The 25,558-nt window shown below is 67.8% G+C and carries 27 protein-coding genes; 6 read left to right on the plus strand and 21 right to left on the minus strand.

The genetic code is table 11. The annotated features are described in order from the left end of the window. Positions 1-5: 5 nt before the first annotated feature. Positions 6-494, minus strand: a complete 489-nt coding sequence (locus BMX96_RS07210; RefSeq protein ID WP_091844901.1) for a peroxiredoxin — start codon at positions 492-494, stop codon at positions 6-8. A gap of 86 nt (positions 495-580) precedes the next feature. On the opposite strand from BMX96_RS07210, the gene BMX96_RS07215 reads away from it, so the two are divergent. Together BMX96_RS07215 and rsmD are read left to right on the plus strand one after the other, a co-directional pair. Next, a complete protein-coding gene (locus BMX96_RS07215) occupies positions 581-1,792 on the plus strand; it encodes an NAD(P)/FAD-dependent oxidoreductase (protein WP_091844902.1) in 1,212 nt (403 codons plus the stop codon). 10 nt (positions 1,793-1,802) lie between these two features. Next, positions 1,803-2,372, plus strand: a complete 570-nt coding sequence (gene rsmD, locus BMX96_RS07220) for a 16S rRNA (guanine(966)-N(2))-methyltransferase RsmD (protein ID WP_091844903.1) — start codon at positions 1,803-1,805, stop codon at positions 2,370-2,372. Positions 2,373-2,658: 286 nt separating this feature from the next. On the opposite strand, the gene BMX96_RS07225 is transcribed toward rsmD, so the two are convergent. Beyond that, positions 2,659-3,987 (minus strand): ammonium transporter, encoded by a 1,329-nt coding sequence (locus tag BMX96_RS07225; protein ID WP_175481679.1) that lies wholly within the window; start codon positions 3,985-3,987, stop codon positions 2,659-2,661. Positions 3,988-4,014: 27 nt separating this feature from the next. Next, on the minus strand, positions 4,015-4,353 hold the full coding sequence (locus tag BMX96_RS07230; protein ID WP_073126667.1) for a P-II family nitrogen regulator: 339 nt from the start codon (positions 4,351-4,353) through the stop codon (positions 4,015-4,017). Positions 4,354-4,614: 261 nt separating this feature from the next. Here BMX96_RS07230 and BMX96_RS07235 point away from each other — a divergent pair, with 261 nt between their 5' ends. Then, a complete protein-coding gene (locus BMX96_RS07235) occupies positions 4,615-6,822 on the plus strand; it encodes a transglycosylase domain-containing protein (RefSeq protein ID WP_091844904.1) in 2,208 nt (735 codons plus the stop codon). 48 nt (positions 6,823-6,870) lie between these two features. Here BMX96_RS07235 and BMX96_RS07240 read toward each other — a convergent pair whose 3' ends face one another. From BMX96_RS07240 to rsfS, 8 genes are all read right to left on the minus strand, one after another. Further along, positions 6,871-9,879 (minus strand): error-prone DNA polymerase, encoded by a 3,009-nt coding sequence (locus tag BMX96_RS07240; RefSeq protein ID WP_091844905.1) that lies wholly within the window; start codon positions 9,877-9,879, stop codon positions 6,871-6,873. Positions 9,880-9,952: 73 nt separating this feature from the next. Beyond that, on the minus strand, positions 9,953-10,426 hold the full coding sequence (locus BMX96_RS07245; protein WP_091844906.1) for a hypothetical protein: 474 nt from the start codon (positions 10,424-10,426) through the stop codon (positions 9,953-9,955). Then, the gene (locus tag BMX96_RS07250) at positions 10,423-10,902 is read right to left on the minus strand and encodes an RNA pyrophosphohydrolase (RefSeq protein WP_073126673.1); all 480 of its coding nucleotides are present in this window, start codon (positions 10,900-10,902) and stop codon (positions 10,423-10,425) included. Before BMX96_RS07250 ends, BMX96_RS07245 begins: the two co-directional genes overlap by 4 nt. Before the next feature lie 2 nt (positions 10,903-10,904). Continuing rightward, on the minus strand, positions 10,905-12,248 hold the full coding sequence (locus BMX96_RS07255; protein ID WP_091844907.1) for a S41 family peptidase: 1,344 nt from the start codon (positions 12,246-12,248) through the stop codon (positions 10,905-10,907). Positions 12,249-12,258: 10 nt separating this feature from the next. Continuing rightward, the gene (locus BMX96_RS07260) at positions 12,259-13,371 is read right to left on the minus strand and encodes a murein hydrolase activator EnvC family protein (protein ID WP_091844908.1); all 1,113 of its coding nucleotides are present in this window, start codon (positions 13,369-13,371) and stop codon (positions 12,259-12,261) included. Then, complete coding sequence (gene gpmI / locus BMX96_RS07265; protein WP_091844909.1) at positions 13,371-14,891, minus strand: 2,3-bisphosphoglycerate-independent phosphoglycerate mutase; 1,521 nt, start codon at positions 14,889-14,891, stop codon at positions 13,371-13,373. The genes BMX96_RS07260 and gpmI overlap by 1 nt, the downstream gene beginning before the upstream one ends. Positions 14,892-14,963: 72 nt before the next feature. Beyond that, entirely contained in the window at positions 14,964-15,434 is a 471-nt protein-coding gene (gene rlmH / locus BMX96_RS07270; protein ID WP_091844910.1) for a 23S rRNA (pseudouridine(1915)-N(3))-methyltransferase RlmH, read from the minus strand. Between the two features lie 7 nt (positions 15,435-15,441). Next, positions 15,442-15,912 (minus strand): ribosome silencing factor, encoded by a 471-nt coding sequence (rsfS, locus tag BMX96_RS07275; protein ID WP_175481680.1) that lies wholly within the window; start codon positions 15,910-15,912, stop codon positions 15,442-15,444. Between the two features lie 192 nt (positions 15,913-16,104). On the opposite strand from rsfS, the gene BMX96_RS07280 reads away from it, so the two are divergent. After that, the gene (locus BMX96_RS07280; RefSeq protein ID WP_091844911.1) at positions 16,105-17,028 is read left to right on the plus strand and encodes a YihY/virulence factor BrkB family protein; all 924 of its coding nucleotides are present in this window, start codon (positions 16,105-16,107) and stop codon (positions 17,026-17,028) included. Positions 17,029-17,031: 3 nt separating this feature from the next. Here the strand turns inward: BMX96_RS07280 and BMX96_RS07285 are convergent, their stop codons facing one another. Next, a complete protein-coding gene (locus BMX96_RS07285) occupies positions 17,032-17,760 on the minus strand; it encodes a Crp/Fnr family transcriptional regulator (RefSeq protein WP_091844912.1) in 729 nt (242 codons plus the stop codon). Between the two features lie 103 nt (positions 17,761-17,863). Here BMX96_RS07285 and BMX96_RS07290 point away from each other — a divergent pair, with 103 nt between their 5' ends. Further along, entirely contained in the window at positions 17,864-18,217 is a 354-nt protein-coding gene (locus BMX96_RS07290; RefSeq protein WP_091844913.1) for a response regulator, read from the plus strand. Here the strand turns inward: BMX96_RS07290 and BMX96_RS07295 are convergent. The 3 genes from BMX96_RS07295 to BMX96_RS19605 form a co-directional block, all read right to left on the minus strand. Next, on the minus strand, positions 18,201-18,593 hold the full coding sequence (locus BMX96_RS07295; RefSeq protein ID WP_091844914.1) for a hypothetical protein: 393 nt from the start codon (positions 18,591-18,593) through the stop codon (positions 18,201-18,203). The genes BMX96_RS07290 and BMX96_RS07295 overlap by 17 nt on opposite strands. Positions 18,594-18,596: 3 nt before the next feature. After that, positions 18,597-18,881, minus strand: coding sequence for an ElaB/YgaM/YqjD family protein (locus tag BMX96_RS07300; RefSeq protein ID WP_073126693.1), 285 nt, complete (start codon positions 18,879-18,881; stop codon positions 18,597-18,599). Between the two features lie 76 nt (positions 18,882-18,957). Next, complete coding sequence (locus tag BMX96_RS19605; protein WP_175481681.1) at positions 18,958-19,134, minus strand: hypothetical protein; 177 nt, start codon at positions 19,132-19,134, stop codon at positions 18,958-18,960. Between the two features lie 114 nt (positions 19,135-19,248). On the opposite strand from BMX96_RS19605, the gene BMX96_RS07305 reads away from it, so the two are divergent. After that, positions 19,249-19,848: a hypothetical protein gene (locus tag BMX96_RS07305; protein ID WP_091844915.1), complete on the plus strand. Its 600-nt coding sequence runs from the start codon at positions 19,249-19,251 to the stop codon at positions 19,846-19,848. On the opposite strand, the gene BMX96_RS07310 is transcribed toward BMX96_RS07305, so the two are convergent. The 6 genes from BMX96_RS07310 to BMX96_RS07335 are packed head-to-tail and all read right to left on the minus strand — an operon-like array spanning position 19,845 to position 25,527. Further along, positions 19,845-20,561 (minus strand): gamma-glutamyl-gamma-aminobutyrate hydrolase family protein, encoded by a 717-nt coding sequence (locus tag BMX96_RS07310; protein ID WP_091844916.1) that lies wholly within the window; start codon positions 20,559-20,561, stop codon positions 19,845-19,847. The two genes, BMX96_RS07305 and BMX96_RS07310, sit on opposite strands and share 4 nt — an antisense overlap. After that, positions 20,558-21,529, minus strand: a complete 972-nt coding sequence (locus BMX96_RS07315; RefSeq protein ID WP_091844917.1) for an amidoligase family protein — start codon at positions 21,527-21,529, stop codon at positions 20,558-20,560. The genes BMX96_RS07310 and BMX96_RS07315 overlap by 4 nt, the downstream gene beginning before the upstream one ends. Before the next feature lie 38 nt (positions 21,530-21,567). Then, positions 21,568-23,112 (minus strand): phospholipase D-like domain-containing protein, encoded by a 1,545-nt coding sequence (locus BMX96_RS20125; protein ID WP_091844918.1) that lies wholly within the window; start codon positions 23,110-23,112, stop codon positions 21,568-21,570. Then, positions 23,109-24,776: a sensor histidine kinase gene (locus BMX96_RS07325; RefSeq protein WP_214606836.1), complete on the minus strand. Its 1,668-nt coding sequence runs from the start codon at positions 24,774-24,776 to the stop codon at positions 23,109-23,111. Before BMX96_RS07325 ends, BMX96_RS20125 begins: the two co-directional genes overlap by 4 nt. Before the next feature lie 57 nt (positions 24,777-24,833). Next, positions 24,834-25,394 carry an RNA polymerase sigma factor gene (locus BMX96_RS07330; RefSeq protein WP_073126705.1) on the minus strand — a complete coding sequence of 187 codons (561 nt, stop codon included), beginning with the start codon at positions 25,392-25,394 and terminating at the stop codon, positions 24,834-24,836. Next, entirely contained in the window at positions 25,387-25,527 is a 141-nt protein-coding gene (locus BMX96_RS07335; protein ID WP_236736993.1) for a NepR family anti-sigma factor, read from the minus strand. Before BMX96_RS07335 ends, BMX96_RS07330 begins: the two co-directional genes overlap by 8 nt. Positions 25,528-25,558: the final 31 nt, after the last annotated feature.

The raw sequence follows: 25,558 nt of genomic DNA on the forward strand, positions 1-25,558 counted from the left end.
CTATCCTACAGGGTGGCGAGGATCGCCTCGCCACCCGAGGTCTCGCAGACGCCGGGGTTCTCCTCGGCGTGCAGGGTGACGATCTTGTTGTCGTCCACCACCATCGCGTAGCGTTTCGAGCGGTCGAAGAACCCCACGGGCGGCGCGGTGAAATCCATGCCGGCGGCCTTGGTGAACTCGGCCGAGGCATCGCCCAGCATGGTGATCCCCGCCACGTCCGCGCCGGTGGAGTCCGACCACGCCTTCATCACGAAGGGGTCGTTCACCGCCACGCAGATCACGTCATCGATCCCCTTCTCGCCCAGCTGGTCGCGCACCCGCATGAAGCTGGGCACGTGGGCCGAGGTGCAGGTCCCGGTAAATGCGCCGGGCAGGCCGAAGACCACGACCTTCTTGCCGCTGGTCAGGTCGTGCAGCTGCACCTGTTCGGGGCCATCCGCCCCCATCCGCAGCAGCGTGGCATCGGGAAGCGTATCGCCTGTGGTAATGCTCATCGGTTCGTCCTTCCGGTCGGTTGTTGGCACCATATTCCGCCGACGATATACGGTGCCGACACCGATCCGCCAGCGGGGACACTTCAATGACACATATCGTCGTGATCGGCGCCGGCCAGGCCGCCAGCTCGCTGATCGGCACGCTGCGGGCCAAGGGCTTCGGCGGCGCCATCACCCTTGTCGGCGCCGAACCCGTGCCGCCCTACCAGCGCCCGCCCCTGTCGAAGGGATACCTGCTGGGCGACGTGGCCCGCGACCGGCTGTTCCTGCGCCCGGCCAGCTGGTGGGATGACCACGATGTGACGCTGAAACTGGGAACGCCGGCCAGCGATATCGACACGGCGGCGCGCACGGTCCGGGTGGGCGACGAGACGCTGTCCTACGATCAGCTGGCGATCTGCACCGGCCTTGTCCCGCGCGCGCTGCCCGCCGATCTCGGCGGCGTGCTGGACGGCGTGCACACCGTGCGCAGCCTGGCCGACGTGGACGCGATGGCCGACCCGCTGAAGGCGGCCCGGCGGCTGCTGGTCGTGGGCGGCGGCTATATCGGGCTCGAGGCGGCGGCCGTGGCCCGCAAGCTCGGCGTCGAGGTCACGCTGGTCGAGGCCGCACCGCGCATCCTGTCCCGCGTCGCCGCGGACGAGACGGCGGCCTATTTCCGCGACCTGCATCGCGGCCACGGGGTGCACCTTGTGGAGGGCGCCAGCCTTGCCCGGCTCGAGGGCGAGGCGCGCGTCACCGGCGCGGTCCTGGCCGATGGGCGCCGGATCGACTGCGATATCGCCATCGTCGGCATCGGCCTGCTGCCCCGCTGCGCCATCGCCGAGGCCGCCGGGCTCGACGTCGATGGCGGGGTTGCGGTCGACGACCGGGGCCGGACCTCGGACCCGCGGATCTGGGCGGCGGGCGACTGCGCGGCGCTGCCCCTGCCTGGCGGGCGGATGCGGATCGAGTCGGTGGGCAACGCCATCGACATGGGTGCGGCGGTGGCGGCCAACATGCTGGGCGCCGATGCCGCCTACGATCCGAAACCGTGGTTCTGGTCGGACCAGTACGACGTGAAGCTGCAGATCGCCGGGCTGAACACCGGGCATGACCGTGTCGTGGTGCGGCCCGGCGCCCGCGACGGCGAGGGATCGCACTGGTACTTTGCCGGCGACCGGCTGCTGGCGGTGGACGCCATGAACGACGCGCGCGCCTACATGATCGGCAAGCGCCTGATCGAGGCGGGCCGGTCGGCCGACCCCGAGACACTGGCCGATCCCGCGGCCGACCTGAAGGCGCTGCTGCGCGCATGAGGCGGGCGTCGTGAGAATCGTCGGCGGCCGGTTCCGGGGCCGCGCCCTCGCGGCCGTGGGCAAAGGCGATCCTGCCGCCCACCTGCGCCCCACGACCGACCGCGTGCGCGAAAGCCTGTTCAACGTGTTGTCGGGCGGGAAATTCGGCGATCCGGTCACCGGTGCCGCGGTGCTCGACGTGTTCGCCGGGACCGGCGCCCTGGGGCTCGAGGCGCTTTCGCGCGGCGCGGCCGCCGTCACCTTCCTCGAGAAGGGGCGCAAGGCGCAGGCCATCCTGCGCCGCAATCTCGACCTGCTGGGTGTAGAGGCCGAGGCGACGCTGATCTCCCGCGACGCCACCCGCCCCGGCCCGGCGCCCGGCGCCCACGACCTGGTCTTCCTCGACCCGCCCTACGGCACCGGCCTGGGCGAACGGGCCATGACCGCGCTGCTGGACGGCGGTTGGATCGCGCCCGGCGCTCTGGTGGTCTGGGAAGACCCGCGTGCGCCGACGCTGCCTGCCGCACTGACCCAGATCGACCAGCGGCGCTATGGCGACAGCATGATCACCTTCGCCCGCCACGACGAGCCCAACGCCTGACCCGCCGTCCGGGCCCGAACGGGCCGGGAAACCCCATCACTGGTCCGTAAATACTCATGGCCGACCATTTCCGGTCGGGCGCGGCGTCCGGGGTGTCGCGATCCATTCCCACGACCAGCCCGGCCCAGTCCATTCGCTTAACGGCCCATCATCACTGGTCCGAGGATACCTCTGCCGAAGGTCGGAGACTGGCGCGACGCTGCCGTGGTGGCGCCCACGAAAAAACCCCGGCGCGGGAGGATGCGCCGGGGTTCAGTGTTCACCTTGGGGTGCAAGGGAGGAGGAATTACCCCTTGGTGAATTCCGGGTAGGCTTCCATGCCCAGCTCGCTCTGGTCGAGCCCGGCGATCTCGGCCTCTTCGCTGACGCGGATGCCCATCACGCCCTTCAGGATGAAGAACAGGACAAGGCTGACCACGAAGACGAAGATCCCGATGGCCGCGAAGCCGATGATCTGGGTGATGAAGCTGGTGCCGTCGGTGTAGAACGGAACGGCCAGGGTGCCCCAGAAGCCCGCGATCAGGTGGACCGGGATGGCGCCGACGACGTCGTCGATCTTCATCTTGTCCAGCATCGGCACGGTGAAGACCACGATCACGCCACCGATGGCACCGATCCACAGGGCACCGAAGAGCGTCGGGTCAAGCGGCCCGGCGGTGATCGACACGAGGCCGGCCAGCGCGCCGTTCAGCACCATGGTCAGGTCGACCTTGCCGTAGGTCAGCTGGGTCAGGATCAGCGCGGCCACCGCACCGGCCGAGGCGGCCATGTTGGTGTTGGCGAAGATCCGGCCCACGTCGGTGATGTCGCCGACGGTGCCCGCGGCCAGCTGCGAGCCGCCGTTGAAGCCGAACCAGCCCAGCCACAGGATGAACGTGCCGAGCGTGGCGAGCGCCAGGTTCGAGCCGGGCATCGGGTGGATGCGGCCGTCCTTGCCGAACTTGCCAAGGCGCGGACCCAGCACGATGGCACCGGCCAGGGCGGCGAAGCCACCTGTGGCGTGCACCAGGGTCGAACCGGCGAAGTCGCTGAAGCCCATCTCGCTCAGCCAGCCGCCGCCCCACTGCCACGACGCCTCGATCGGGTAGATGAAGCCGGTCAGGATGGCGACGAAGATCAGGAAGGGCCACAGCTTGATGCGCTCGGCCAGCGTGCCCGACACGATCGACGCGGTGGTGGCGCAGAACATCAGCTGGAAGAAGAAGTCGGACGCGACCGACGCGTAATCCAGCGCAGCGGCATCGGCGCCGAGACCCACGGGCTCGAGCGAGGTCGGCGAGATCAGGATGCCGATATAGCCCGCGACGGTCCAGCCATCACCGGGATACATCAGGTTGAAGCCCACGAACCAGTACATGATCGACGCGATGGAGAAGAGCGCGATGTTCTTGGTCAGCTGCGTGGTCACGTTCTTCGACCGCACGAGGCCGGCCTCGAGCATGGCAAAGCCCGCCGCCATCCAGAACACCAGGAAGCCGCCCACGAGGAACAGCAGCGTGGTCATGATGTAGGGGCCGATCTCGTCGAAGCCCGGCGCGGCGGCGTCCTGGGCAACGGCCGCCAGCGGCACGAGCGTGGCCACGGCGGACAGGGGGAGAAGTTTCTTCAGTTGCATTCGTCGTTATCCTTCAGGCTGTGCCGTTTAGATGGCATCGTCGTTGGTTTCGCCGGTCCGCACGCGGATGGCGCTCTGGACGTCCAGCACGAAGATCTTGCCGTCGCCGATCTTGTCGGTCTTCGCGGTGGTCGCGATGGTGTCGACGACCTGATCGACCATGCCTTCGCTCACCACGATCTCGAGCTTGATCTTCGGCACGAAGTTCACGGCGTATTCGGCACCGCGGTAGATCTCGGTATGGCCCGACTGCGACCCAAAGCCCTTGATCTCGGTGACCATCATCCCGCGCACGCCGATTGCGGTCAGCGCCTCGCGGACCTCCTCGAGCTTGAACGGTTTGATCGCTGCAATGATGAGTTTCACGTGTCTGTCCCTTGTCGTTGCGATGAGCCGGCCCACGGGCCTTGCACGTGAGAGAGAGTGAAAGCCCCTGAATCGGCAAGAAAGCGCCCCATGCGCGGACGCCTCAGAAAGGGACAAACGCACAATTTTTGCACAAATTAGTCGGACAGTCTAAAAATTAGGCGGAAACGAATCCGCCATCAGGCTTGCATCCGCGTTCCGCATCGCCAGATCAGGCGCTATGCTCTCGCGAAAGAGCAGGACAGATAAAAGGGATCGGCCATGGCCAGTTCCGGCAAGGGCAAAGGCCCCCTCGTCGCGCATCGCCGCACCCGGCAGGCGAACAAGACAAAGCCGACCAAGCGCAAACCGGCGCGCGCCACCGCGCGGCGGACGCGCCGCCGTGGGCCCCTGGGCTGGATCGCGGCCCTTTTCTCGTGGGTGCTGCGCCTATTCGGGCGTCTCGTGCTGCGCGGCGTGGCGGTTGTCGCACTGCTCGTCGGCCTTGCCACTTTCTATATCTACACGACCCTGCCCCCGGTGACCGAGGTGCTGGATGGCCGTGCCAAGGGATCGGTCACCATGCTCGACCGCGACGGCGACGTTTTCGCCTGGCGGGGCGAACAGTTCGGCGGCCAGATCGATGCGCAGACGATCTCGCCCCACCTGAAGAACGCCATCATCGCCACCGAGGATCGCCGCTTCTACAGCCATTTCGGCGTCTCTCCGCGCGGCATCGCCAGCGCCGTGCGCATCAATCTGCGCGAAGGCCGCGGGCCGCTGTCGGGGCATGGCGGCTCGACCATCACGCAGCAGTCGGCCAAGCTTCTGTGCCTCGGCGTGCCCTATGACCCAGATACGTGGGAGTCCGAGGCCGATTACGAGGCCGACTGCCGTCGCGGGTCGCTGTGGCGCAAGGCCAAGGAGGCGATCTACGCCCTGGCGATGGAAGCCAAGTATTCCAAGGACGAGATCCTGACCATCTACGTGAACCGCGCCTTCCTCGGCGCCGGGTCGCGCGGGTTCGAGGCCGCGGCGCAGCGCTATTTCGGCAAGTCCGCCAACGATGTCACCCCGGCCGAGGCGGCGATGCTGGCCGGCCTTTTGGTGGCGCCCACCCGCTATGCCCCGACCAACGACCTCGAGCGCAGCCAGGACCGCGCGACCCTGATCGTCAGCCTCATGGAGGAACAGGGGTACCTGTCCGAGGCCGAGGCCCAGCGCGCCCGCAACAATCCCGCCGTCCTGTCCGAGGCGGCCGAGGCGCGGGCCGGCGGCTATTTCGCCGACTGGGTCATGGGCGCGGCCCCCGATTTCCTGACGCGCAAGACCACCGAGGACGTGATCCTGCGCACCACGTTCGACCCGCGCATCCAGACGGCGGCCGAATCGGCCCTGCGCGAGGTGTTCGAGACCAAGGTCTCACCTTCGTCGAAGGCGCAGGCCGCCATCGTGGTGATGAGCGCCGACGGCGCCGTGCGTGCCATGGTCGGCGGGCGCAAGTTCAAGGGCGTTGCCGGGCAGTTCAACCGCGCCACCATGGCCAATCGGCAGCCGGGCTCGGCCTTCAAGCCGTTCGCCTATGCCGCCGCGCTGGACATGGGCTATTCGCCGCTGGACCAGATCGTGGACGAACCGATGTCGTTGCAGATCCCCGGTTCGGGTGACTGGTCGCCGCAGAACTATACCCGCGACTTTGCCGGTCCGATGACCATGGCCGACGCCCTGAAGGACAGCCGCAACATCCCCGCCATCAAGGTGACCGAGGCCGTGGGCCGCGACGTGGTGCGCCGGGTGGCCAGCGATTTCGGGCTGGAATCGGACCTGGCCTCGGGCCCCGCGCTGGCCCTGGGCGTTTCCGAGACGACGCTGCTGAACATGACCGGCGCCTATGCCGGTATCCTGAACGGCGGTACCTCGGTCGAGCCCTACGGCATCCTCGAATTGCGGCTGAAGGCCAACGACGAGCCATTGATGGGCCAGGAAGGCGGTCTGGGCGAGCGCGTGATCTCGGAAAATGCCGCGCGGCAGCTGGTCTGGATGATGTCCCGCGTGATCGACGAAGGCACCGGCCAGCGCGCCCGCCTGGACGGGCGCGAGGCCGCGGGCAAGACCGGCACCACGCAGGAGGCGCGCGACGCCTGGTTCCTGGGCTTCACCGCCGATTACGTGGTGGGCGTCTGGATGGGCTACGACGACAACACCCCGCTGACCGGCGTGACCGGCGGCGGCCTGCCCGCCGACATCTGGCGCGAGACGATGGTGCGCATCAATCGCGACGTGCCCCCGCGCCCCCTGCCGATGAGCCCGCCGGCCGGCGTGTCGGGCCAGGGACAGGCGCCGCGCTACGAAGGTCAAAGCGCCGGTGCCCAAAGCGGCGGTCAACCGCAGGGTCAGCCGCGCAACCTCGGCCCGGTGCGACAGCCCAGCGTGGGCGACGTGGCCGACCAGATCATCAACGACGTGCTGGGCAAGATTTTCGGCAACTGACCCGGCGGGTCCGAATTCTCGCAGAGGATTCGCGCGTCCGGCTCTGCCCTAGCTGCGGACCGACGTGCATTTCAGACCGCCGCCCTCGTCGTCGCGGGCCCAGGCGTCGCTGCGCGTGAGGCCGCCGGCCTCGGCGAAGCGGCGACCGTCCTGCACCGCGCCCAGGGCGGGCGTGCCCATTCCGGGCGTCAGCCGCGCGCGCAGGAACGACATGGGGTGGCGGCGCAGGGTCAGGCGCATGGCGACGTAATCCTCGATCACCTGCTCGCCCTCGGTCATCTGCGGCAGGTAGGCGGCGGGCTCGACAATGCCCTCGCCGTCCATGTCCCCGCCGAACAGCGGCAGCGGCTCGGTCCCGTGCAGCGCCTTGGCGGCCCAGATGGCCTCGCGCCGGCTAAGGCCCAGCCCTGCGAAGGCGTCCGCCTCGGCCAGCGCGCGCAGCGACCGCTGGCACAGCCCCGCGCGGCGCCACAGATCCTCGACCTGCACGTAACCGTTGCCGCGCGCCGCGGTGATCCAGTGCGCCTCGGCCTCGCGCATGGCCTTGATCTGGCGGAACCCCAGACGCAGCGCCAGACCACCCTTGGCGTCGGGTTCCATCACGTTGTCCCAGAAGCTGGCGTTGACGCAGACGGGCCGCACCTCGACCCCGTGTTCGCGGGCGTCCCGCACGATCTGCGCGGGGGCGTAGAACCCCATGGGCTGCGCGTTCAGCAGGGCGCAGGCGAAGATGCCGGGATGGTGCCGCTTGACCCAGGCCGAGGCATAGACCAGCAGCGCGAAGCTGGCCGCGTGGCTTTCGGGGAAACCGTAGCTGCCGAACCCCTCGATCTGGGCGAAGCAGCGTTCGGCGAAGTCGCGGTCGTAGCCGTTGTCGCGCATCCCTTTCAGGAAGCGGTTCCGGAACTCGCTGATATTGCCGAGCTTCTTGAAGGTGGCCAGCGCCCGGCGCAGGCGGTCGGCCTCGTCCGGAGTGAAGCCCGCGCCGATGATGGCGATCTGCATCGCCTGCTCCTGGAACAGCGGCACGCCCAGCGTCTTGCCCAGCACCCGGCCCAGCGCGTCCGAGGGGAATGTCACCTCCTCCTCGCCCGCGCGGCGGCGCAGGTAGGGATGCAGCATGTCGCCCTGGATCGGGCCGGGCCGGATGATCGCCACCTCGATCACAAGGTCGTAGAAGGTGCGCGGCCGCATCCGGGGCAGGAAGTTCATCTGCGCCCGGCTTTCCACCTGGAAAACGCCAAGGCTATCGGCCTTGCACAGCATGTCGTAGGTCGCGGGATCCTCGGGCGGCAGGCTGGACAGCGTGTACTCGGTCCGGTGATGCCGCTGGATCAGGTCGAACGCCTTGCGCAGGCACGACAGCATCCCCAGCGCCAGCACGTCGACCTTGAGGATCCCCAGGCTGTCGATGTCGTCCTTGTCCCAGCAGATGACCGTCCGGTCCTCCATGCTGGCATTTTCCACCGGGACCAGTTCGTCCAGCCGGCCCTCGGTGATGACGAAGCCGCCCACGTGCTGGCTCAGGTGGCGCGGGAAGCCGATGATCTGGAAGATCAGTTCAAGCGTCAGGCGCAGCCGCTTGTCGCGCGGGTCGAGCCCGATTTCCGCCATGCGGTGCGCCTCGAGCCCGTTGGTGCCGAAGAACCCCCAAAGCTGCGACGAGAGCGATGCCAGCGTGTCGTCGGTCAGGCCCATGGCGCGCCCCACCTCGCGGATGGCGCGCTTGGCGCGATAGTGGATCACCGTGGCGCACAGCCCGGCGCGGTGGCGGCCGTAGCGGTCGTAAATGTGCTGGATCACCTCCTCGCGGCGCTCGTGCTCGAAATCCACGTCGATATCGGGCGGCTCGTCCCGCGCCTCTGAGACGAAACGCTCGAACACCATGGTCCCGATCTCGGGGGAAACCGAGGTCACGCCAAGGCAGTAGCAGACCACCGAGTTCGCCGCGCTGCCCCGCCCCTGGCACAGGATGTCGCGCGACCGCGCGAAGCTGACGATATCGTTCACGGTCAGGAAATACGGCTCGTATCCCAGCTTGCCGATCAGCGTCAGCTCGTGCTCGAGCAGCTGGGCCACGTGGTCCGGCGCGCCCGAGGGATAGCGCCACTCCAGCCCCTTCAGCGCCAGCCGCCGCAGCCGGTCCGACGCCGATTCGCCGTCGGCCACCTCGGACGGGTATTCATAGCGCAGCTCGTCCAGCGAGAAGGTGCAGCGCGCGGCCAGCGCGGCGGCGCGGTCCCATGCCTTTTCGTGCTCGCCCAGCAGGCGCCGCATCTCGGGGCCCCCGCGCAGGCGCTGCTCGGCATTGGCCAGCGACGCCCGGCCCAGCGCGTCCACCCGCGTGCCGGTGCGGATCGCGGTCAGCACGTCGGCCAGCCGCCGCCGCGCGCCGTGGTGCATCATCGGCCGTGCGCTGGCCACCGTTGGCACGCCCAGATCCGCGGCGGCGCTGGTGGCGCGGGCCCAGCGCGCGGGGTCCTGCCCGTCATAGCGGGGCGACAGGCACAGGCTCACCTGCCCGGGAAACCGGCCCGCCAGCCGCGCCGCCTGCTTGCGCCAATCGGACGGCCCGCCGGGATGGACGATCAGCTCGCAGCCCGAGCCCCAGTCCAGAAGATCGTCAAGACGAACCTGGCAGCTGCCCTTCTCGGCCCGAAGCCGCCCGAGCGAAATCAGGCGGCACAGCCGGCCCCAGCCGTCGCGGTCGCGGGGGATGACGGTGACTTGCAAGTCACGGTCGGTGTCGATGCGCGCCGCCGGGATCAGCCGCGGCACGGTGGTGATGTCTGCGCTGGGCGGCCTGGGCAGGCCCGGTGGCGCGGGCGGGCCGATCAGCTCGGCCTCGGCCCTGAGCTTCACCATGCGCCGCAGCTCACGCGCGCGGGTATGGGCGCGCACGATGCCGGCCACGCTGTTCTCGTCGGCGATGGCGATGGCCGACAGCCCCAGCAGCCCCGCCCGGTCCACGTATTCCTCGGGGTGGGACGCCCCGGTGAGGAAGGTGAAGTTGGACGTGGCCGACAGCTCGACAGATGCGGTGGCGGGGCGACTCATGCCGCCAGTATGTTCTATTTTTGTTCTTCGGTGGAGTCGTTTTGCCGCGCCCCGCGACACGATGCCCCAGACTCTAGCCGTCGGTGTCGCAGGCCCCGCCCGTGTGGCAGTCGGCGACCCGGGCCACCTGCTCTGAATTTGGGTTCTGGAACAGCCATTGCGGGCAGGGGCCGAGATCCAGCACCAGCCGCCCGTCTTCGTGGCGCAGGAAGATCAGCAGGTCGCGATCCTGCGGCGGTGGCTGTCCGCACCACTCGGACAAGCAGGTGATGTTCAGCTGGACGGGCCGCGCAATGGGGCGCGCGAAGCCGTCAGGGCCCAGCGCGCGGCCCCGCATCCGCGCGGCGATGCGCAGATCACGCGAGGGGGTGTGCGAAGAGATCGGGGTTCCGGCCCTGATGCGGCCCAGAACCACCGTGTAGAAATCGTCGGAGGCGTCCGCGTCGAGATAGCTGCGCACCACGTCCGGCGCGCGGCAGGACAGCGCCAGGGCCGGTCCCGCCGCGAGGCAGGCCACCAGGGCGCCGAAGATCGCCGCCCGGATCACAGCCTGTCGCGGAAGGCGGCGAACACGGCGTGGTAGATGTCGCGCTTGAAGGGCACGATCTGGTCGATCAGCGCGTCGGGATCGGTCCAGCGCCACGCCGAGAACTCGGGGTGGTCGGTGTCGATGCGCACGTCATCGTCGCTGCCCCGGAACCGCAGCAGGAACCATTTCTGCTTCTGACCGCGATACTTGCCGCCCCAGACCTTGCCCAGCAGGTCGTCGGGCAGGTCGTAGAACAGCCAGTCGTCCGTCGCCGCCTCGACATCGACAAGGGCGGGCGCGATGCCGGTTTCTTCCTGGAGCTCGCGCAGGGCGGCGGTCTGCGCGTCCTCGCCCGGGTCGATCCCGCCCTGCGGCATCTGCCATGCGCCCGAAGCGTGGTCGATCCGCTGGCCCGCGAAGACGTGGCCGGCCGGGTTGGCCAGGACCACGCCCGCGCAGGGACGATAGGGCAGATCTTCGGCTTTGACGGCCACGCTTACTGGCCGCCCGGGCTCAGCGCCGACAGGCCCTTGAGGATGTCGATGGCATAGGCCAGCTGGTAATCCTCGTTGCGCAGCTCGGCGGCCTCCTCGGCGGCTTCCTGCTCCTGCAGGATGATCTCGCGCTGATCGTCGGTGACCGAGTCGTTGCTGATCGCGCCGCGCAGGTCCGCCTCGGACCGGCGCTGGAAGGGGCTCGTCTCTTCCTCGGACTCGTCTTCCTCGGGGGTTGCGGCGGGCTGCTGCACCACGATGTCGGGCGACACGCCCAGCGCCTGGATCGACCGGCCCGACGGGGTGTAGTAGCGCGCGGTGGTCAGGCGCATGGCGCCCTCGCCCCTCAGCGGCATGACCGTCTGAACCGAGCCCTTGCCGAAGGACTTGGTGCCGACGACGATGGCGCGGCGGTGGTCCTGCAGCGCGCCGGCGACGATCTCGGACGCCGAGGCCGAGCCGCCGTTGATCAGCACGACGATGGGCTTGCCCTCGGTCAGGTCGCCCTCGGTGGCATTCACCCGTTCGCTGTCCTGCACGTCGCGGCCGCGGGTCGAAACGATTTCCCCTTCTTCGAGGAACGCGTCGCTGACCTGGATCGCCTGGGTCAGAAGGCCCCCGGGGTTGTTGCGCAGGTCGATGACGAAGCCGTTGACGTTCTGCATGCCGCCGGCGGCCTCGACCTGCTCTTCCAGGCTCTCGACCAGCTTGGGATAGGTCTGGTCGCTGAAAGTGATGACCCGCAGCACCACGGTGTCGCCCACCAGGCGCGACCGCACCGCCGTCAGCTCGATCGTGTCGCGGATGATCGACACGTCGAAGGGTTCGTCGACGCCCTCGCGCACGACGGTGACGACGATCTCGCTGCCCACCGGGCCGCGCATCAGGGCCACGGCGTCGTCCAGGGTCAGGCCCAGAAGAGACTCGCCGTCGACATGGGTGATGAAGTCGCCGGCCTGCATGCCTGCGGCGTCGGCTGGGGTGTCGTCCATGGGCGACACGACCTTCACGAAGCCCTCTTCCTGGGTCACCTCGATGCCGAGACCGCCGAATTCGCCGCGCGTCTGGGTGCGCATCTTCTGCGCGTCATCGGGCGAGAGATAGCTGGAATGCGGGTCGAGCGAGGTCAGCATCCCGTCGATGGCGGCCTCGATCAGGTCACCCTCGTCGACCTCTTCCACGTATTGCGCGCGGATCCGTTCGAAGATGTCGCCGAACAGGTCCAGCTGCTCGTAGACGCTGGAGCGATTGGCGTTTTCCTGCGCGATCAGCGGCCCTGCGATCTGCGTGGTCAGAAGCACCCCGGCCAGCGTCCCGCCGAGGGCGGCCATTACGAACTTTCTCATTAGCCTCGTCCTATTCTTCCTGCGCGGTGAACCAGTCTGCGGGGTCCACCGGGCCGTCATCCGATCTCAGTTCCACATAAAGCCTTTGTGGCGCCGTTTGACCAGCGCCGGCTTCGTCGCGGGCTTCGTCAGGGGCCGGGGTCTCGGCACCCGGCATCAGGCCCAGCGGCGCATCGGCCCCGACGATTTGTCCGGGCGCACCGTAGACCACGTCGAGCCCGGCAAGAACCAGCAGATAGCCTTCGGCGGGCTCAAGCAGCATCACGTTTCCGTAGTCGAGAAGCGGGCCGCGATACCGGATCGTCGCAGGCCATGGCGCCGTCACAAGCGCGCCCGGCGCGGTGTCGATGACCCAGCCCGGCCGCGTGATCCCCGCCGCGTCGCGGTCGCCGAATCCCAGCCGCACCCGTCCCGCCACCGGCAGGTCCAGGCTGCCTTTCGCGCGCAGGAAATCGGCCGCCTCGGTCGCGGCCGGCCCGGCTGGCAGGTTGGCGGCGAAATCCCGGAGACTGCGCGCATCGGTCGCAAGGCGGGCCATGGCGGTCTCGTCCTCGGCCACGCGGTCGGGACGGTCGACGCGATCGGCCACCGCCTTGGACAGTGCGGCGCGCGCCGTCTGGATCTGGGACAGGCCGTCGGCCAGGTCGGCCTCGGCGCTTTGTTGCACCGCGCGCAGGCTGGCGATGTTGCGAAGGTCGGTGGTCAGCGCCTCAAGCCTTGCGGCCAGCGCGGGCGTCAAGTCGGCCATCAGGATACCCGCGCGGGCCGTGTTCACCGGCCCCTCGGGATGCAGCAGCAGCGACACCTCGGGCGCGCCGCCCATGACCTGCAACGCGCCAAGGAGCCGCCCCAGCTGATCACGCTCGGCATCCAGCCGCGCCGTGATGCGCGCCTCGTCCTCGCCCGCGCGGCGCAACCCGGCGCGCAGGGCGGACAGCCCGTCCTCGTAGGCCTGCACGGTGCGCGTCAGCGCGGCCACCCGGTCGCGCGACGACTCGGCCGCCTCAAGCGACTCGGCGGCCCGCGACAGGGCCTGCGCCGCGCGATCGGCCATGCTGGCCGCGTCGGATTGCGCCACGGCCGGACCGGCCAGGCAAAGCGACAGGCAAAGCGCGCGCAGCATCAGCGGATCAGGCTTTTCCCGGTCATCTCGTCTGGCTGCGGCAGGCCCATGAGCTCCAGCAGTGTCGGCGCCAGGTCCGCCAGCCGGCCATCGGCCAGCGCGGCGCCCTCGGGACCGCCGACCAGCATCACCGGCACCAGGTTGGTGGTGTGCGCGGTATGTGGCCCGCCCGTCTCGGGATCGGTCATGACTTCGCAATTGCCGTGGTCGGCGGTGACGATCATCGCGCCGCCGGCCTTCTCCAGCGCGTCGAGCACGCGGGCAAGACCCTGATCCACCGCCTCGCAGGCGGCGATGGCGGCATCCAGGTCACCGGTATGACCCACCATGTCGGGGTTGGCGTAGTTGCAGACGATCAGGTCGTAGCCCTTCTCGATCGCCTCGACGAAACGGTCGGTGACCTCGGCCGACGACATCTCGGGCTGCATGTCATAGGTCGCGACCTTGGGCGACTTGGGCATGGCGCGATCCTCGCCGTCCTCGGGCGATTCCTTCCCGCCGTTCAGAAAGAAGGTGACGTGCGGGTATTTCTCGGTTTCGGCCAACCGGAACTGGCTGAGCCCGTGCTTGGCCACCCACTCGCCCAGCGTGTTCACCAGCTTGCGCTTGGGAAAGACGGTCGAGAAATAGGCGTTGTGGTCCTGGCTGTACTCGACCATGCCCAGCCGTGCGTTCAGCTGCGGCCGGTCCGAGACATCGAAGCCGTCGAAATCGGGCGCACCGATGGCGGCAAGGATCTCGCGCGCGCGGTCGGCGCGGAAGTTCAGGCAGAAGAACCCGTCACCATCGGCCATGCCCGCGTAATCGCCGATGACCGTGGCCGGGATGAACTCGTCGGTCGTGTCCGTGTCGTAGGCCTGGCTGACGGCGGTGTCCGCATCGGCTGCCGTCGCTTTGCCCTTGCCGGCGACCATCGCGCGGTAGGCGGTTTCAACCCGTTCCCAGCGGTTGTCGCGGTCCATGGCGTAGTAGCGCCCGATCACCGTGCCGATGCGGGCACCTTCGGGCAGGTTGTCCTGCAGGTGCCGCATGAAATTGCGGGCCGATTTCGGCGCCACGTCACGCCCGTCTGTGATGGCGTGGATGACGATGGGAATGTTCGCATTGGCAATGATACGCGCCGCGGCAAGGACGTGGTCCACGTGCCCGTGTACGCCCCCGTCCGAAACCACGCCCATCAGGTGCGCCGTCCCCTCGGATGCGCCCAGGTTGGTGATATAGGCCTGCAAGGCCGGGTTCTCGGCAAAGCTGCCATCCTCGATCGCCAGGTCGATCTGGCCCAGGTCCATCGCCACCACGCGGCCCGCGCCGATATTGGTGTGACCGACCTCGGAATTGCCCATCTGGCCCTTGGGCAGGCCGACGTCGGGGCCGTGGGTGGTCAGCCGCGCCTCGGGGCCCGCGTCGCGGATCCGGTCGAAATTGGGGGTCTTCGCCAGCGCGGGGGCGTTCGCGTCGGTCTCGTCCCGCGCGCCCCACCCGTCGAGGATGCAAAGGACGACTGGCTTCGGTGCGGTCATGGCTTGCTTTCCCGTCTTTGGCTGTGCCGCCGTTCTATCGTGCCGGCCGCCGGGGTGAAAGCGTCGCGCGGCCTATTCGCGATGGTAGGGCGCGCCCGACAGGATCGACACCGCGCGATACAGCTGTTCGGACAGCATCACGCGGGCCAGCATGTGCGGCCAGACCATGCGCCCGAGGCTGAGCCGCGCATCGGCGCGCTTGCGCAAGTCAGGGTGCAACCCGTCCGCGCCGCCGATCAGGAAGGCAGCCGCGGGCCGGCCCTCGTCCCGCCAGCGGGCGAGCAGGTCGGCGAATTCGGGGGAGCTGAGCGTCTTGCCGCGTTCGTCCAGCGCGCAGATCACCGCACCGTCCGGGATGGCGGGGGCCAGCGCGTCGGCCTCGGCCTCCATCCCGCTGGTCTTGCGGGTCTCGACCTCGTGCTCGGCCAGGGGACCGAGCGACAAGGGCCGTCCGGCGCGGTCGAAGCGGGCCGCGTAATCGTCGATCAGGCTGCGCTCGGGGCCGGGCCGTATCCGGCCCACGGCGCACAGATGGACCTTCACCTGGGGGTCAGGCGCGGCCCAGGGCGTCGGTCGGGCCGAGCCACATCTTTTCCAGCTGGTAGAACTCGCGCACCTCGGGTCGGAACACGTGCACGATCACGTCGCCGGTATCGATCAGCACCCAATCGCCGCCGTCCTTGCCCTCGACCTTGCAGAGCCGACCGAAGTCGTGCTTCAGCCGATCGACCAGCTTGTCGCTGATCGACGCGACCTGGCGCGACGAGCGGCCCGAGCAGATGACCATGAAATCGGCCATTTCGGATTTGCCGCGCAGATCGATCTGCACGACCTCCTGGGCCTGGTCGTCATCGAGGGATTTCAGGATTTCCGCCAGCAGCGCATCGGGCTGCAAGGGCGTTTCGGACAGGGGCGCGGACGTGCGCTGATCCGGGTGTGCGACCTGGCTGGTCGCGGTCTGGGTAGCAGACAGGACGATGTCCTCCTTCGTGGCTGCGCCGTCTGGCCACGACGCGGGCATAGGCAAAGGATAATCATCGCGTGGCGCGATTCCAACAGCGGCGTTCGCCGAGATCGCGGACGCAGCGGGTATTTTGCGCCAATTATGCACCTTTCCGCCGCCCATCCGGCCATCCGGCTGGCCCAGCGGCTGTTTCGGGCCACGATAACCCTATGTTAAGCTCTGGAAGTAACGATCAGAACGGAGGCCGCCATGGCCACCATCCTGGGCCCGGGGCTGAACTGGCGGATCTGGTACCATGCCGCCAAGGGTGTGTTTTTCGAGCTGAACAACAACAACCTGGGCCTGATTTCGGCCGGGGTGGCCTTTTACGGCATGCTTGCGATCTTCCCCTCGGTCGCCGCGGTCATCGCGATCTGGGGCTTTTTCGCCGATCCGCTGACCGTTGCCGAGCAGTTGGATGTTCTGCGCGGTTTCGTGCCCGGCGATGCCTACGCCATCCTCGACCAGCAAGTCAGTGCGCTGATCAATGCCAACTCGAGCACGCTGGGATGGGCCACGGTGATTTCGCTGGGCGCCGCCATCTGGTCGTCGCGGGCGGGTGTCGCCGCGCTGATCCGGGGTCTGAACGCCATCTACCGCGAAAGGAACCGCGAAGGCCTGCGCCAGATCGCGGCGGCCTTCGGCGTGACCTTCCTTCTGATCGGTGTCGCGCTGATCGCGCTGGCGTGCGTCGTGATCCTGCCCATCGTGCTGGCCATCCTGCCGCTGGGGCCGATCACGACTTTGCTGATCGCATCCGCGCGCTGGATCATCGCGCTGGGCGTCGTGGTCGGAGCGCTGGGCGTGGTCTATCGCTATGGCCCCAACCGACGACATGCCCGTCCCGGCTGGCTGACGCCCGGGGCGATCGTGGCGATCATCATCTGGGGCGCGATTTCCTACGGGTTCTCGTATTACCTGTCGAACTTCGGCAACTACAACCAGATCTACGGCGCGCTGGGCGCGGTCATCGCGTTGCTCATGTGGCTGTATCTCAGCGCGTTTTCGGTCCTTCTGGGCGCGTCGCTGAACGCCGAGCTCGAGCTGCGCACGCGCGAGGACAGCACCAAGGGTCCCGAGCGGCCCATGGGCGAACGCGAGGCGCGGGTCGCCGACACCCTGATCGAGGATTGAGGCTCAGATCAGGGGGCGCACCTTGCTCTCCATCTCGTCCATGACGGCAAGCTGGCGCAGACCTTCCCGGTCGAAGATACGCACGACACCCTCGGCCCAGCTGGCCAGCCCCCGGTCACGCAGTTTCGCAAGGGTCTTGTTGGTGTGGACCAGTGACAGGCCCAGCGCGTCGGCCAGGTCCTGCTGGCGGAACGGGAAAGAGAATATCCCGTTATCGACACGGCCCAGTTGCCGGAAACGGTCGTGGATGACCACCAATGCCCAGGCCAGGCGTTCCAGGGCGGACCGCTGCCCCACCGTCGCCAGGGCCGAGCCCAGGAAATGCTCCTCGCTGCAGACCAGCCAGGTCATGTCGAAGGCCCGTTCGGGATGGTTGCGGAACAGGGTCCAGATATCCGAGCGCCGGAAAACACATAGCGTCATCGGCGTGGTCGCCTCGATCGAGTAGCCGATATCATCGAGCATGGCGTCCTGCATGCCGATGAAGTCGCCCGGCATCACGAAATTGGTGATCTGCCTCCGCCCGTCTTCCAGCGTCCGGAACCGCACGCCCATGCCGTCCAGCACCGTGAAAAGCTGCGGGCTTTTCGCCCCCTCGATGACCACGGCCTGCCCGGCACTCACGTCGATCTCGCCCACCTTGAAGTGCGACATGAACTCGAGTTCTTCCGGCGAGAGGCTTTCGAAGCCCGGAAGGCGACGAAGTGGGCAGTTGCTACAGTCGGTCGGCATGAAGTTTCTCGTTGGGATACGTCATACTTTAATGCAAGGCTTCTCGCGGTCTATCAAGAAGCGATAAAAGCGCTCGTACCAGACACCATTCCGGAAATTGCCCATGCCGATCGTTCTCATTGTCGAGAATGTTCCCGTCGTTTCAGAAGATATCGCCGAAACCGTTCGAACCCAACTGCCCGACGCCGAGACCATGACCGCCACGTCACTGAAGGATGCGGAGGATATCGTCGTGACCGGAACCGATATCCGGCTCTGCATCGTGTCGGGATCTGCCGCGGCGCCGCGGCTCGAGGGTCTGGCCCGGGCCCTGGCGGAACGCCAGGTGCCCACCGTGGTGATGACCAATCACCAGGTCGTCGTCGACATGTTCGACGAGCGGGCCGAGATCCTGGGCAAGCCGTTCTCGACCCAGATGCTCAGCGACGCGCTGCGCAACCTCAATCTTTCCGACTGATCGCGCGCGCGACCGACAGTCCAAGCATGAAGGCCTGTGCGACATTCGCCGCCGTCAGGGCGCGGGCGCTCGTCTCGTCGGTGGCGGCGTCGGTGGATTTCGTGGGATCCGCCATCTGGCGCGCCTGCTCGCGCGGGATCGCGCGCGGCGGGATCTTGGAATAGGCCAGGATCAGAAGACCGATCACGAAGAAGACGCCGCCCACGATGAGCGACGCGATCAGGCCACCGTAAAGATCGATCAGGTAGATCATGCCGGCGCTGGCGAAAAAGCCGACACCGACCAACGCGAAAAAGCCGCCCAGCGTACCGTACACGGCACGCCGGGCGACGCGCTTGCCCATCAACTGGGCGCGCAGAAGAATCGGGGCGAACACCGATCAGCGGCGGGTCAGGAAGCCGACGATCAGGCCCACCAGGGCGGCGATGCCAAGGGCCGTGGCCGGGTTTTCGCGCACGTATTCCTCGACCTCGTCGACCTTGTGCTCGGCCTCGCTGCGCATGGCGTTGGCCCGGCGGCGCGCTTCGTCGCTGTAGGCGCGGCCCTTGGCGACACCCATGTCCTTGATGGTATCCGTCAGGCGGGCGATGTCGCCCTTCAAAAGCTCGACCTGGCGCGACAGCTCCTCGGTCGACGGCTCCGGCTTGTTGGTGTTCTCAACCATGAAAAAAGTCCCCTTGAACGTCTGAATTCAAGGGGACAATCACTTGGGCTGCGACAAAGTTCCGCAGCGGTTGGGCTCACATCTGTTTGGCCGTCGTTTCGTCGCCATCCGCGGCCAGGCTGGATGCGCGCTCTTCGCCGCGGCGGCGCTTGCGCAGGTGGTGATCGGTCCGCTCCTTGCTGACGATTCCGAAGATCGTCACGGCCCCGAGGGTCAGGAGCGCGAGAAGCACGAGAAGGTAGGTCAGGTCCATAACTGGTCCTTTCAGGTTGCTGGTCGTTGGCTGCCCAATCCACGACAGCGCCCGCCGTTCCGGAACCGCGACGGTCTGTGCGGGTTTGCCACAGGCAGGCACAAAGGAAATATTATGACCATCACCGCACGCACTCTGATGGCCGCCAAGGCCAAGACCGAGGATGGGGATTTCCCGGTGCGCGAGCTGTTCTTCTCCTCGCGTGACTGGACCTTGCGCCACGTGCTGGTCGATCTCGGCGGATGGCTGAGCCGGGAAGAGGTGCTTGTCACCATCCGGCGGTTCGAGAGGCCAGACGACGCCGGCTGGCCCCTTGCCATGTCACGGGCCGAGCTCGACGACGCCCCCATGCTCGACCCGGCGTCCGAGCCTGCGCCCGACCTGCCGCCCGTGGTGATCGGGCCGTTCGGGAACACCTTCTCGCCCCTTCTCGCGGCAACGGTCGGCATGGAGGAGTCCATGCCTGAGACGTCCGGAGACGATGCCCCCTCGGACGTCATGCGCGATGGCAGCGGCCGCGTGTTCCGGTTGGAACGGATGTCCGAGTGGATCGGGCGCGAGACGTTCGGCCCCGAGGGCCCGCTGGGCGAGATCACCGACTTTCGCATGACAGATGATTTTCGCATGACCGACGCCCTGCTGAAGGGCGACGGCATCGTGTCCCTGTCGCGGTTCCGGCGGCTGGCCGACCAGGGCCACGCCGTTTTCGGCTAGACCGGGGCCGCGTCCCGGACCGCGCTGATCTGGTCGCGCGCCTCGTAGCGGGCGGCCGCCGCGTTGACCAACGCCCGGAAGATCGCCCGCTGGCGGTGGGCGTAGAACAGGTGCTCGGGGTGCCACTGCACGCCCAGCGCGAAGGGCGGTTCGACCCGCTCCACCGCCTGGATCATGCCGCCTTCGTCGTGCGCGGCGACCTGCAAACCGTCCCCGAGGACCGACACCGCCTGGCTGTGCAGCGCGTTCACCCGCATGGGCGCCGTGCCCGAATGGCGTGACAGAAGCGTGTCGGGCCGAACGTCGATGTGCTTCTTCGGCAGGATGGTCCAGTGCCGTTCGCTGGCCGTGTAAGTGCCGTAGGCGTCTTGATCGAGCAGCCCGCCCAGCGCGACGTTGATCATCTGCGCACCACGGCAGATGCCCAGGACGGGCTTGCCGGCCGCCATGGCCTCGCCCACCAGGCGCTGCTCCAGCGCGTCCCGCTCGGGGTCGAGCCGGGCGGACGAGATGATCTTTCCGCCGAACAGGTCGGGCGAGATGTCGTCACCGCCGCCGATGATGACGCCATCCACCGCGTCGATGTCGTCGGGCCGGTTGACCCCCCAACGCACCGCACGCCCGCCCGCCAGCCAGACGTTCAGCGCCACCAGCGGGAAGATCCGCCAGCCCGAGCGTTGCGAGGTGGTGACGCCGATCAGGGGTTTCCTCATGGGTGCATCCCGGCGTCGTTCAGGATCTCGGCCGCGCGGTCCCGCCAGCCCCCCGGCAGGTGCAGCACGCCGGAACGGTGGTCCCGCCACGCGGCGCACAGCCGGTCGAGCAGGTCCGCGTCCGCGCCGATCCGCTCGATGGCGCACCAGCGGTTCCATTCCAGCGTGACCGACCAGGCGGGATCGTCGATCCGGCAATCGGGCAGTCGATAATGCCAGGCCGGCCGGGCGGACTTGTGGTCCATCTGCGGAACGGCGGCGACGACGCGGTCGGGCGCGTGCTGCTTCAGGATCGGCAGCAGGTCCAGCGCGTGGTTCCGGCTGGCCGCGTGTTCCAGGTAGGCGTCGGTCAGGGCGTCCATGTCCCAGTCATCGGCCTCGGGCGCGCAGATCGCATCTGTCAGCGCCGCTGGCATGGGGTCGACGAAGGGCAGGATGCGACGGGCCGGATCGATATCCATGCTGTCGCGCAGGCATTCCTCGACCAGGCAGAAGGCGCGCAGGGTCGGCAGGATCGCCGGGACCGACATCGCGGGCAGCGCCACGTTCAGATGCACCCCGAAGCCCAACGCGAACCCGTCCTGCGTGCCCAGCGCGCCGGCGGCGACCAGGGACTCGTTCACCGCCTCGATACGGGCCAGCTCACGCGGTAGCACCGGCTCGGTCACGTATTCCACCGGGATGACCGCGCGGCCCAGGTCGAGGCCCATCTGCGCGATCTTCGACGAGGCGTGATCGCGCAGCTTGGTGTCGAGCAGGATTTCCACCGTGCCCAGGTCCGATCCCTCGACGGTCCATTCGTAGTCGCCGGTCTGCCGCTCGGTCCCGCCAAGGCCATTGGCCAGGATATGGGTGACGGCCCGCTCGTCCAGGCCCCCGAGTTCGACCTCGACGCCGACGCGGCGTGGCGCGCCGTCGTCGGTCTCCGGGCGCGGCAGGTCCTGGGCTTCGGGATGATTCTCGGTCATGGCCTGCCAATCCCGGGCGGCAACGCCCGGTTCCCCGCTCAGACGATTTCGCCCGGAACGCCAGGCAGGGGCATGCCGAACTTGCGGGCCGGACGCACGTCGTAGGGCAGAAGAAAGCTTTCGCGGTTCTCGGGCTGGCGGAACCGGTCTTCCTCGGCCCAGCCGCGGACCTGTTCGATGGCCGAACGCTGCGGATCGAAGGCCCGCTGCCCGGCCCAGTGGGTCAGGGCGCGAGACAGAACGTTGCGCGCGAAATCGCCATCCTTGGTCAGGACGCCGGCCTCGGTGTCCCAGTGCAGCGACCGACCGTTCAGGTTCGCCGACGAGACCAGCGTGCTGCGATCGTCGAAGACACACAGCTTGGCATGGACGTAGATCAGCGGGGCGCCGTCGATCACGTCGCGACCCGGCGGGGGACCGGGCAGTTCGCTGCGCGGCTGGGCGGGCGAGGCGAAATAGGCCCGGTCGCCGAAGGCCTTGGACACCTGTCTCACGCAGCGCGCCTGGAGATACTCGCCGAAGCGCGCATCGACCTTGGTGCGCCGGTGAAAGGCGACATCCTCGGGCGCGGCCGGCAAGACCATGAGCAGTTTGAGATCCGGATGCTGCCCCGCAAGGTCGGACAGGTGCCGGGCCAGCGCGCGGTCGCGGAAGAACTGCGTCTCGAAATAAATCAGATCCCGCGAGGCGGCGGCTTCCTCGAAGATCGTGTCGTTGATCTCGGTCAGCAGCTGGCTGGGCCCGAACGCCGTCAGCGGCCGGTGACGCCGCTTGGACAAGGTCCGCACGAAGCCGCCCTCCCCCGGCGTCGGATCGGCGTCGCCGCGCGTCACGTCGGCCATCGCTTCCAGATGCGCCTCGGCGGCCGCGGCGGCAGGCCCTTCGACGATCATTTGCACGTCGTGCCAGGTCTGTTCGCCCGGGCCGCGGTGCTGCCGCGTGTCGTAGCGGCGCCCGTTCAGGTCCAGCCCGCCGATATAAAGGACGCGCCCGTCCATGACCGCCAGCTTCTGGTGATGCGACACCGGGTGCAGCGGGAACGGCCCGCCGCTGTGTTGTTCGACCAGGTGCTTGGCGCCCACCCGCAGCCAACGATGCGCCCGCCGCAGGTGGCGGAAGCGGGTCAGGCGCGCGGGCGCTTCCAGCCCGTTCAGCGTCTCGCGCAGTTCGGCCAGTTCGCGCGCGACACGCGGCCAGAGCGCAAAGCCGGTCAGCCATCCCACGCGCGCGGGATGCATGGCCGCGCGCGCCCGCAGCGGCGCGGCGTCGGGGCCGGCAAGCTCGGATATCGACGCCATCTGGCGCATGGAAGACCAGCAAACCGCGTGCATCTCGGGCGAGACGATCGGGTCGAAATCCGAAAGCGTCAGGTCGATGCGCACGCCGCGCCGAAGGGTGTGGATCAGCAGGTCGAACCAGTCCTCCCCGATCTCGCGCGCGTTTTCGGAACGCAGCTTGGTCTGCGCGTCGAACACGCGGAAGCCCATGACGATCCGGTCCTGCGCGGCCAGCACGGCCTCTTCGAAGGCGGGAAAGGCTTCCTCTGCCGTCAGCAGCAGCCGGGGGGCGGCCGTGTCTGTCATAGCTCGTCCGTGAATTCGCTGGTGTCGAAGACAAGGGTGACGGTATGGCGTCCTTCCGACTCGCGCACCGTCATCCTGCCGTCCAGCTGCATGACGAACGCCTGCATGAGCTGCGACCCCAGGCCCGAGGCCCCAAGCCCCGCATCGCCGGCGAATCTCGGCCCCAGCGAATTTTCGCAGCAGAGCGTCACCGTGCCTTCGGACTCGGTCAGCCCCAGCTTGATCCAGGGCCGTTCATCCTTTTGCGATCCCACGTATTTGAACGCGTTGGTCAGCGTTTCCGTGACCAGCAATGACAGCGGCACCGCCTGGTCCGGATAGAGCGCCACGGACTGGATGTCGGTCTGCAGGTCGATCGCCCCGTCGCTGACATCCGCGTTGGCGGTGATCTGGTCCACGAGATCGGCGATCAGTTGTGCGCTGTCCACCCGGCTGAGCACGTTGGCGCGATAGAGGTTCCGGTGGATCGTCGCCAGGCCCAGCACGCGGTCCTGCAGGCGGCGGATCAGGCTGCGCGTCTCCTCGGACGTGGTCTTGCGCAACTGCATGTTCATCATCGACGAGATCAGTTGCAGGTTGTTCTTCACGCGGTGGTGGACCTCTTTCAGCAGCACGTCCTTCTCGTGCAGGCTGTTCTCGAGATCGGCCTCATCGCGCAGGATGCGTTCGGTCAACTGCTCGAACGCCTCGACCACCTCGCGCAGTTCGCTGGGCAGGTCGCCGCCGTCGCGGAACGGCAGGACGCGGCGCGTCGTGGTGAAGGCGCGGATGCGCAGCCGCAGCTGGCGGATGTGGCGCACCACCAGCCGGTGCACGGCGAAATAGGCCACCCCGATGCTGACCAGCCACATGAGCAGCGGGAACAGGATCGCGCTGGCCGCTGTCAGCCCCCCCGTCGAAACGGCCGAGGACCGCCAGATCGACATCGCGAAGATCTCGCCGGGGATAATTGGGACGGTGGTGTAGATGTAGGACCTGCCGTCCGGCCCCTCCTCGACGATCTGTCGGGCGCCACCGAAGATCGCGCCTCGGAAACGGTCGAAATCGGGCAACAGGGGCAGAATGTCGGTCATGCTTGCAGCGCTGGCGAGGCTCAGGACCTCGCCCGTCCGCGTCATGGTGAGGGTGGCCAGGGGCGACTCGATCCCGGCCTCTTCGCTTCCGATATTCAGCGGTGCCTGCGGGATCGAGACGCCGAAGAACCCGATCGATCGCCCATCGATACGAACGGGCTCGACGACCGAGACGACGGGCATGCCCGAGACTGCGCCCTGGGACGAAGCGAAGAAGCCGGCATCTTCCGAGATCCAACGACGGTAGACCGGGTTGTCGGACAGGTCCGTGCCGATACCGGAGGACGCGCACCGCACCAGGCCATCGTTGTCCACGTAGCCCGCGAACGACACGGACGGGAACCGCCTGGTGAACCGCACCATGTTGGCCGAGCACGCGTCCTGGTCCTCGAGCGACGTCGCGACGATCTCGGCAGCGATGCGGGCCGCGCCGCGCATCTGCACCAGAGCTTCGCGCTGGTCGGTCACCGCGTTGACCGTGTGCCCGATCAACGCCGCGCGCGCGACCTCGTCGGCATTGTCGATCACGCGGTAGGTCTGCACCATGGCGATGAGGCCAATGGGCAAAAGGGCGAGGCCCAGAAGGGCCACGAGCCGGACATCAAGACGGTCCAGACCGTCAATTCCCCGCCCGCCAGGTAGCATGACTTAGCCCTGCCGCGTATGCGATGTGGTGATGACGGAATCGTTGGTTGAATCCTGGATCACCGGATCTTCGTCCGGGTCCAGCTCCATCAGTTCGGCAAGCCGGCGGCGGCCGCGATTGGCGCGGCTCTTGATCGTGCCGACGGCGACGCCGCACATCTCGGCGGCCTCTTCGTAGGCAAACCCGGACGCGCCCACCAGCATCAGCGCCTCGCGCTGTTCGTCGGGCAGTTTTTCGAACGCCTTGCGGAAATCGTTCATGGCGAGACGCCCGTCATGGTGCGGCTTCTCGGACATGCCCGCGGCCATCACGCCGTCGACATCCGCGACCTCGCGTTTGGCCTTGCGGCGGATCGAGTAGAAGGCGTTACGCTGAATCGTGAACAACCACGCCCGCAGGTTCGTGCCGGGCTGGAACTTGTCCATGTTCTTCCACGCCTTCTCGATGGTGTCCTGCACCAGGTCGTCGGCGGCGGCGGAATTTCGGGTAAGGGACATCGCGAAGGCACGCAGGGCACCAAGGTGTTCGATCAGCTCGTCCCGGGGGTCTTGGATATCATTCATCCGGTTCGACCTGCCCACCGGAACCGGCTTCCTGTTCCTTGAGCTGCTGAAGCAGTCGCTTGAATCGATCAGGCACATCTTCGCCGGCATCCTGGCGATACACACGCCTGAGGTTCTCATCGATCTGGCGCATGACTCTATCGGGCTTCTTTTCTGACGACATA

Source organism: Palleronia pelagia (assembly GCF_900110115.1).
Lineage (GTDB): Bacteria > Pseudomonadota > Alphaproteobacteria > Rhodobacterales > Rhodobacteraceae > Palleronia > Palleronia pelagia.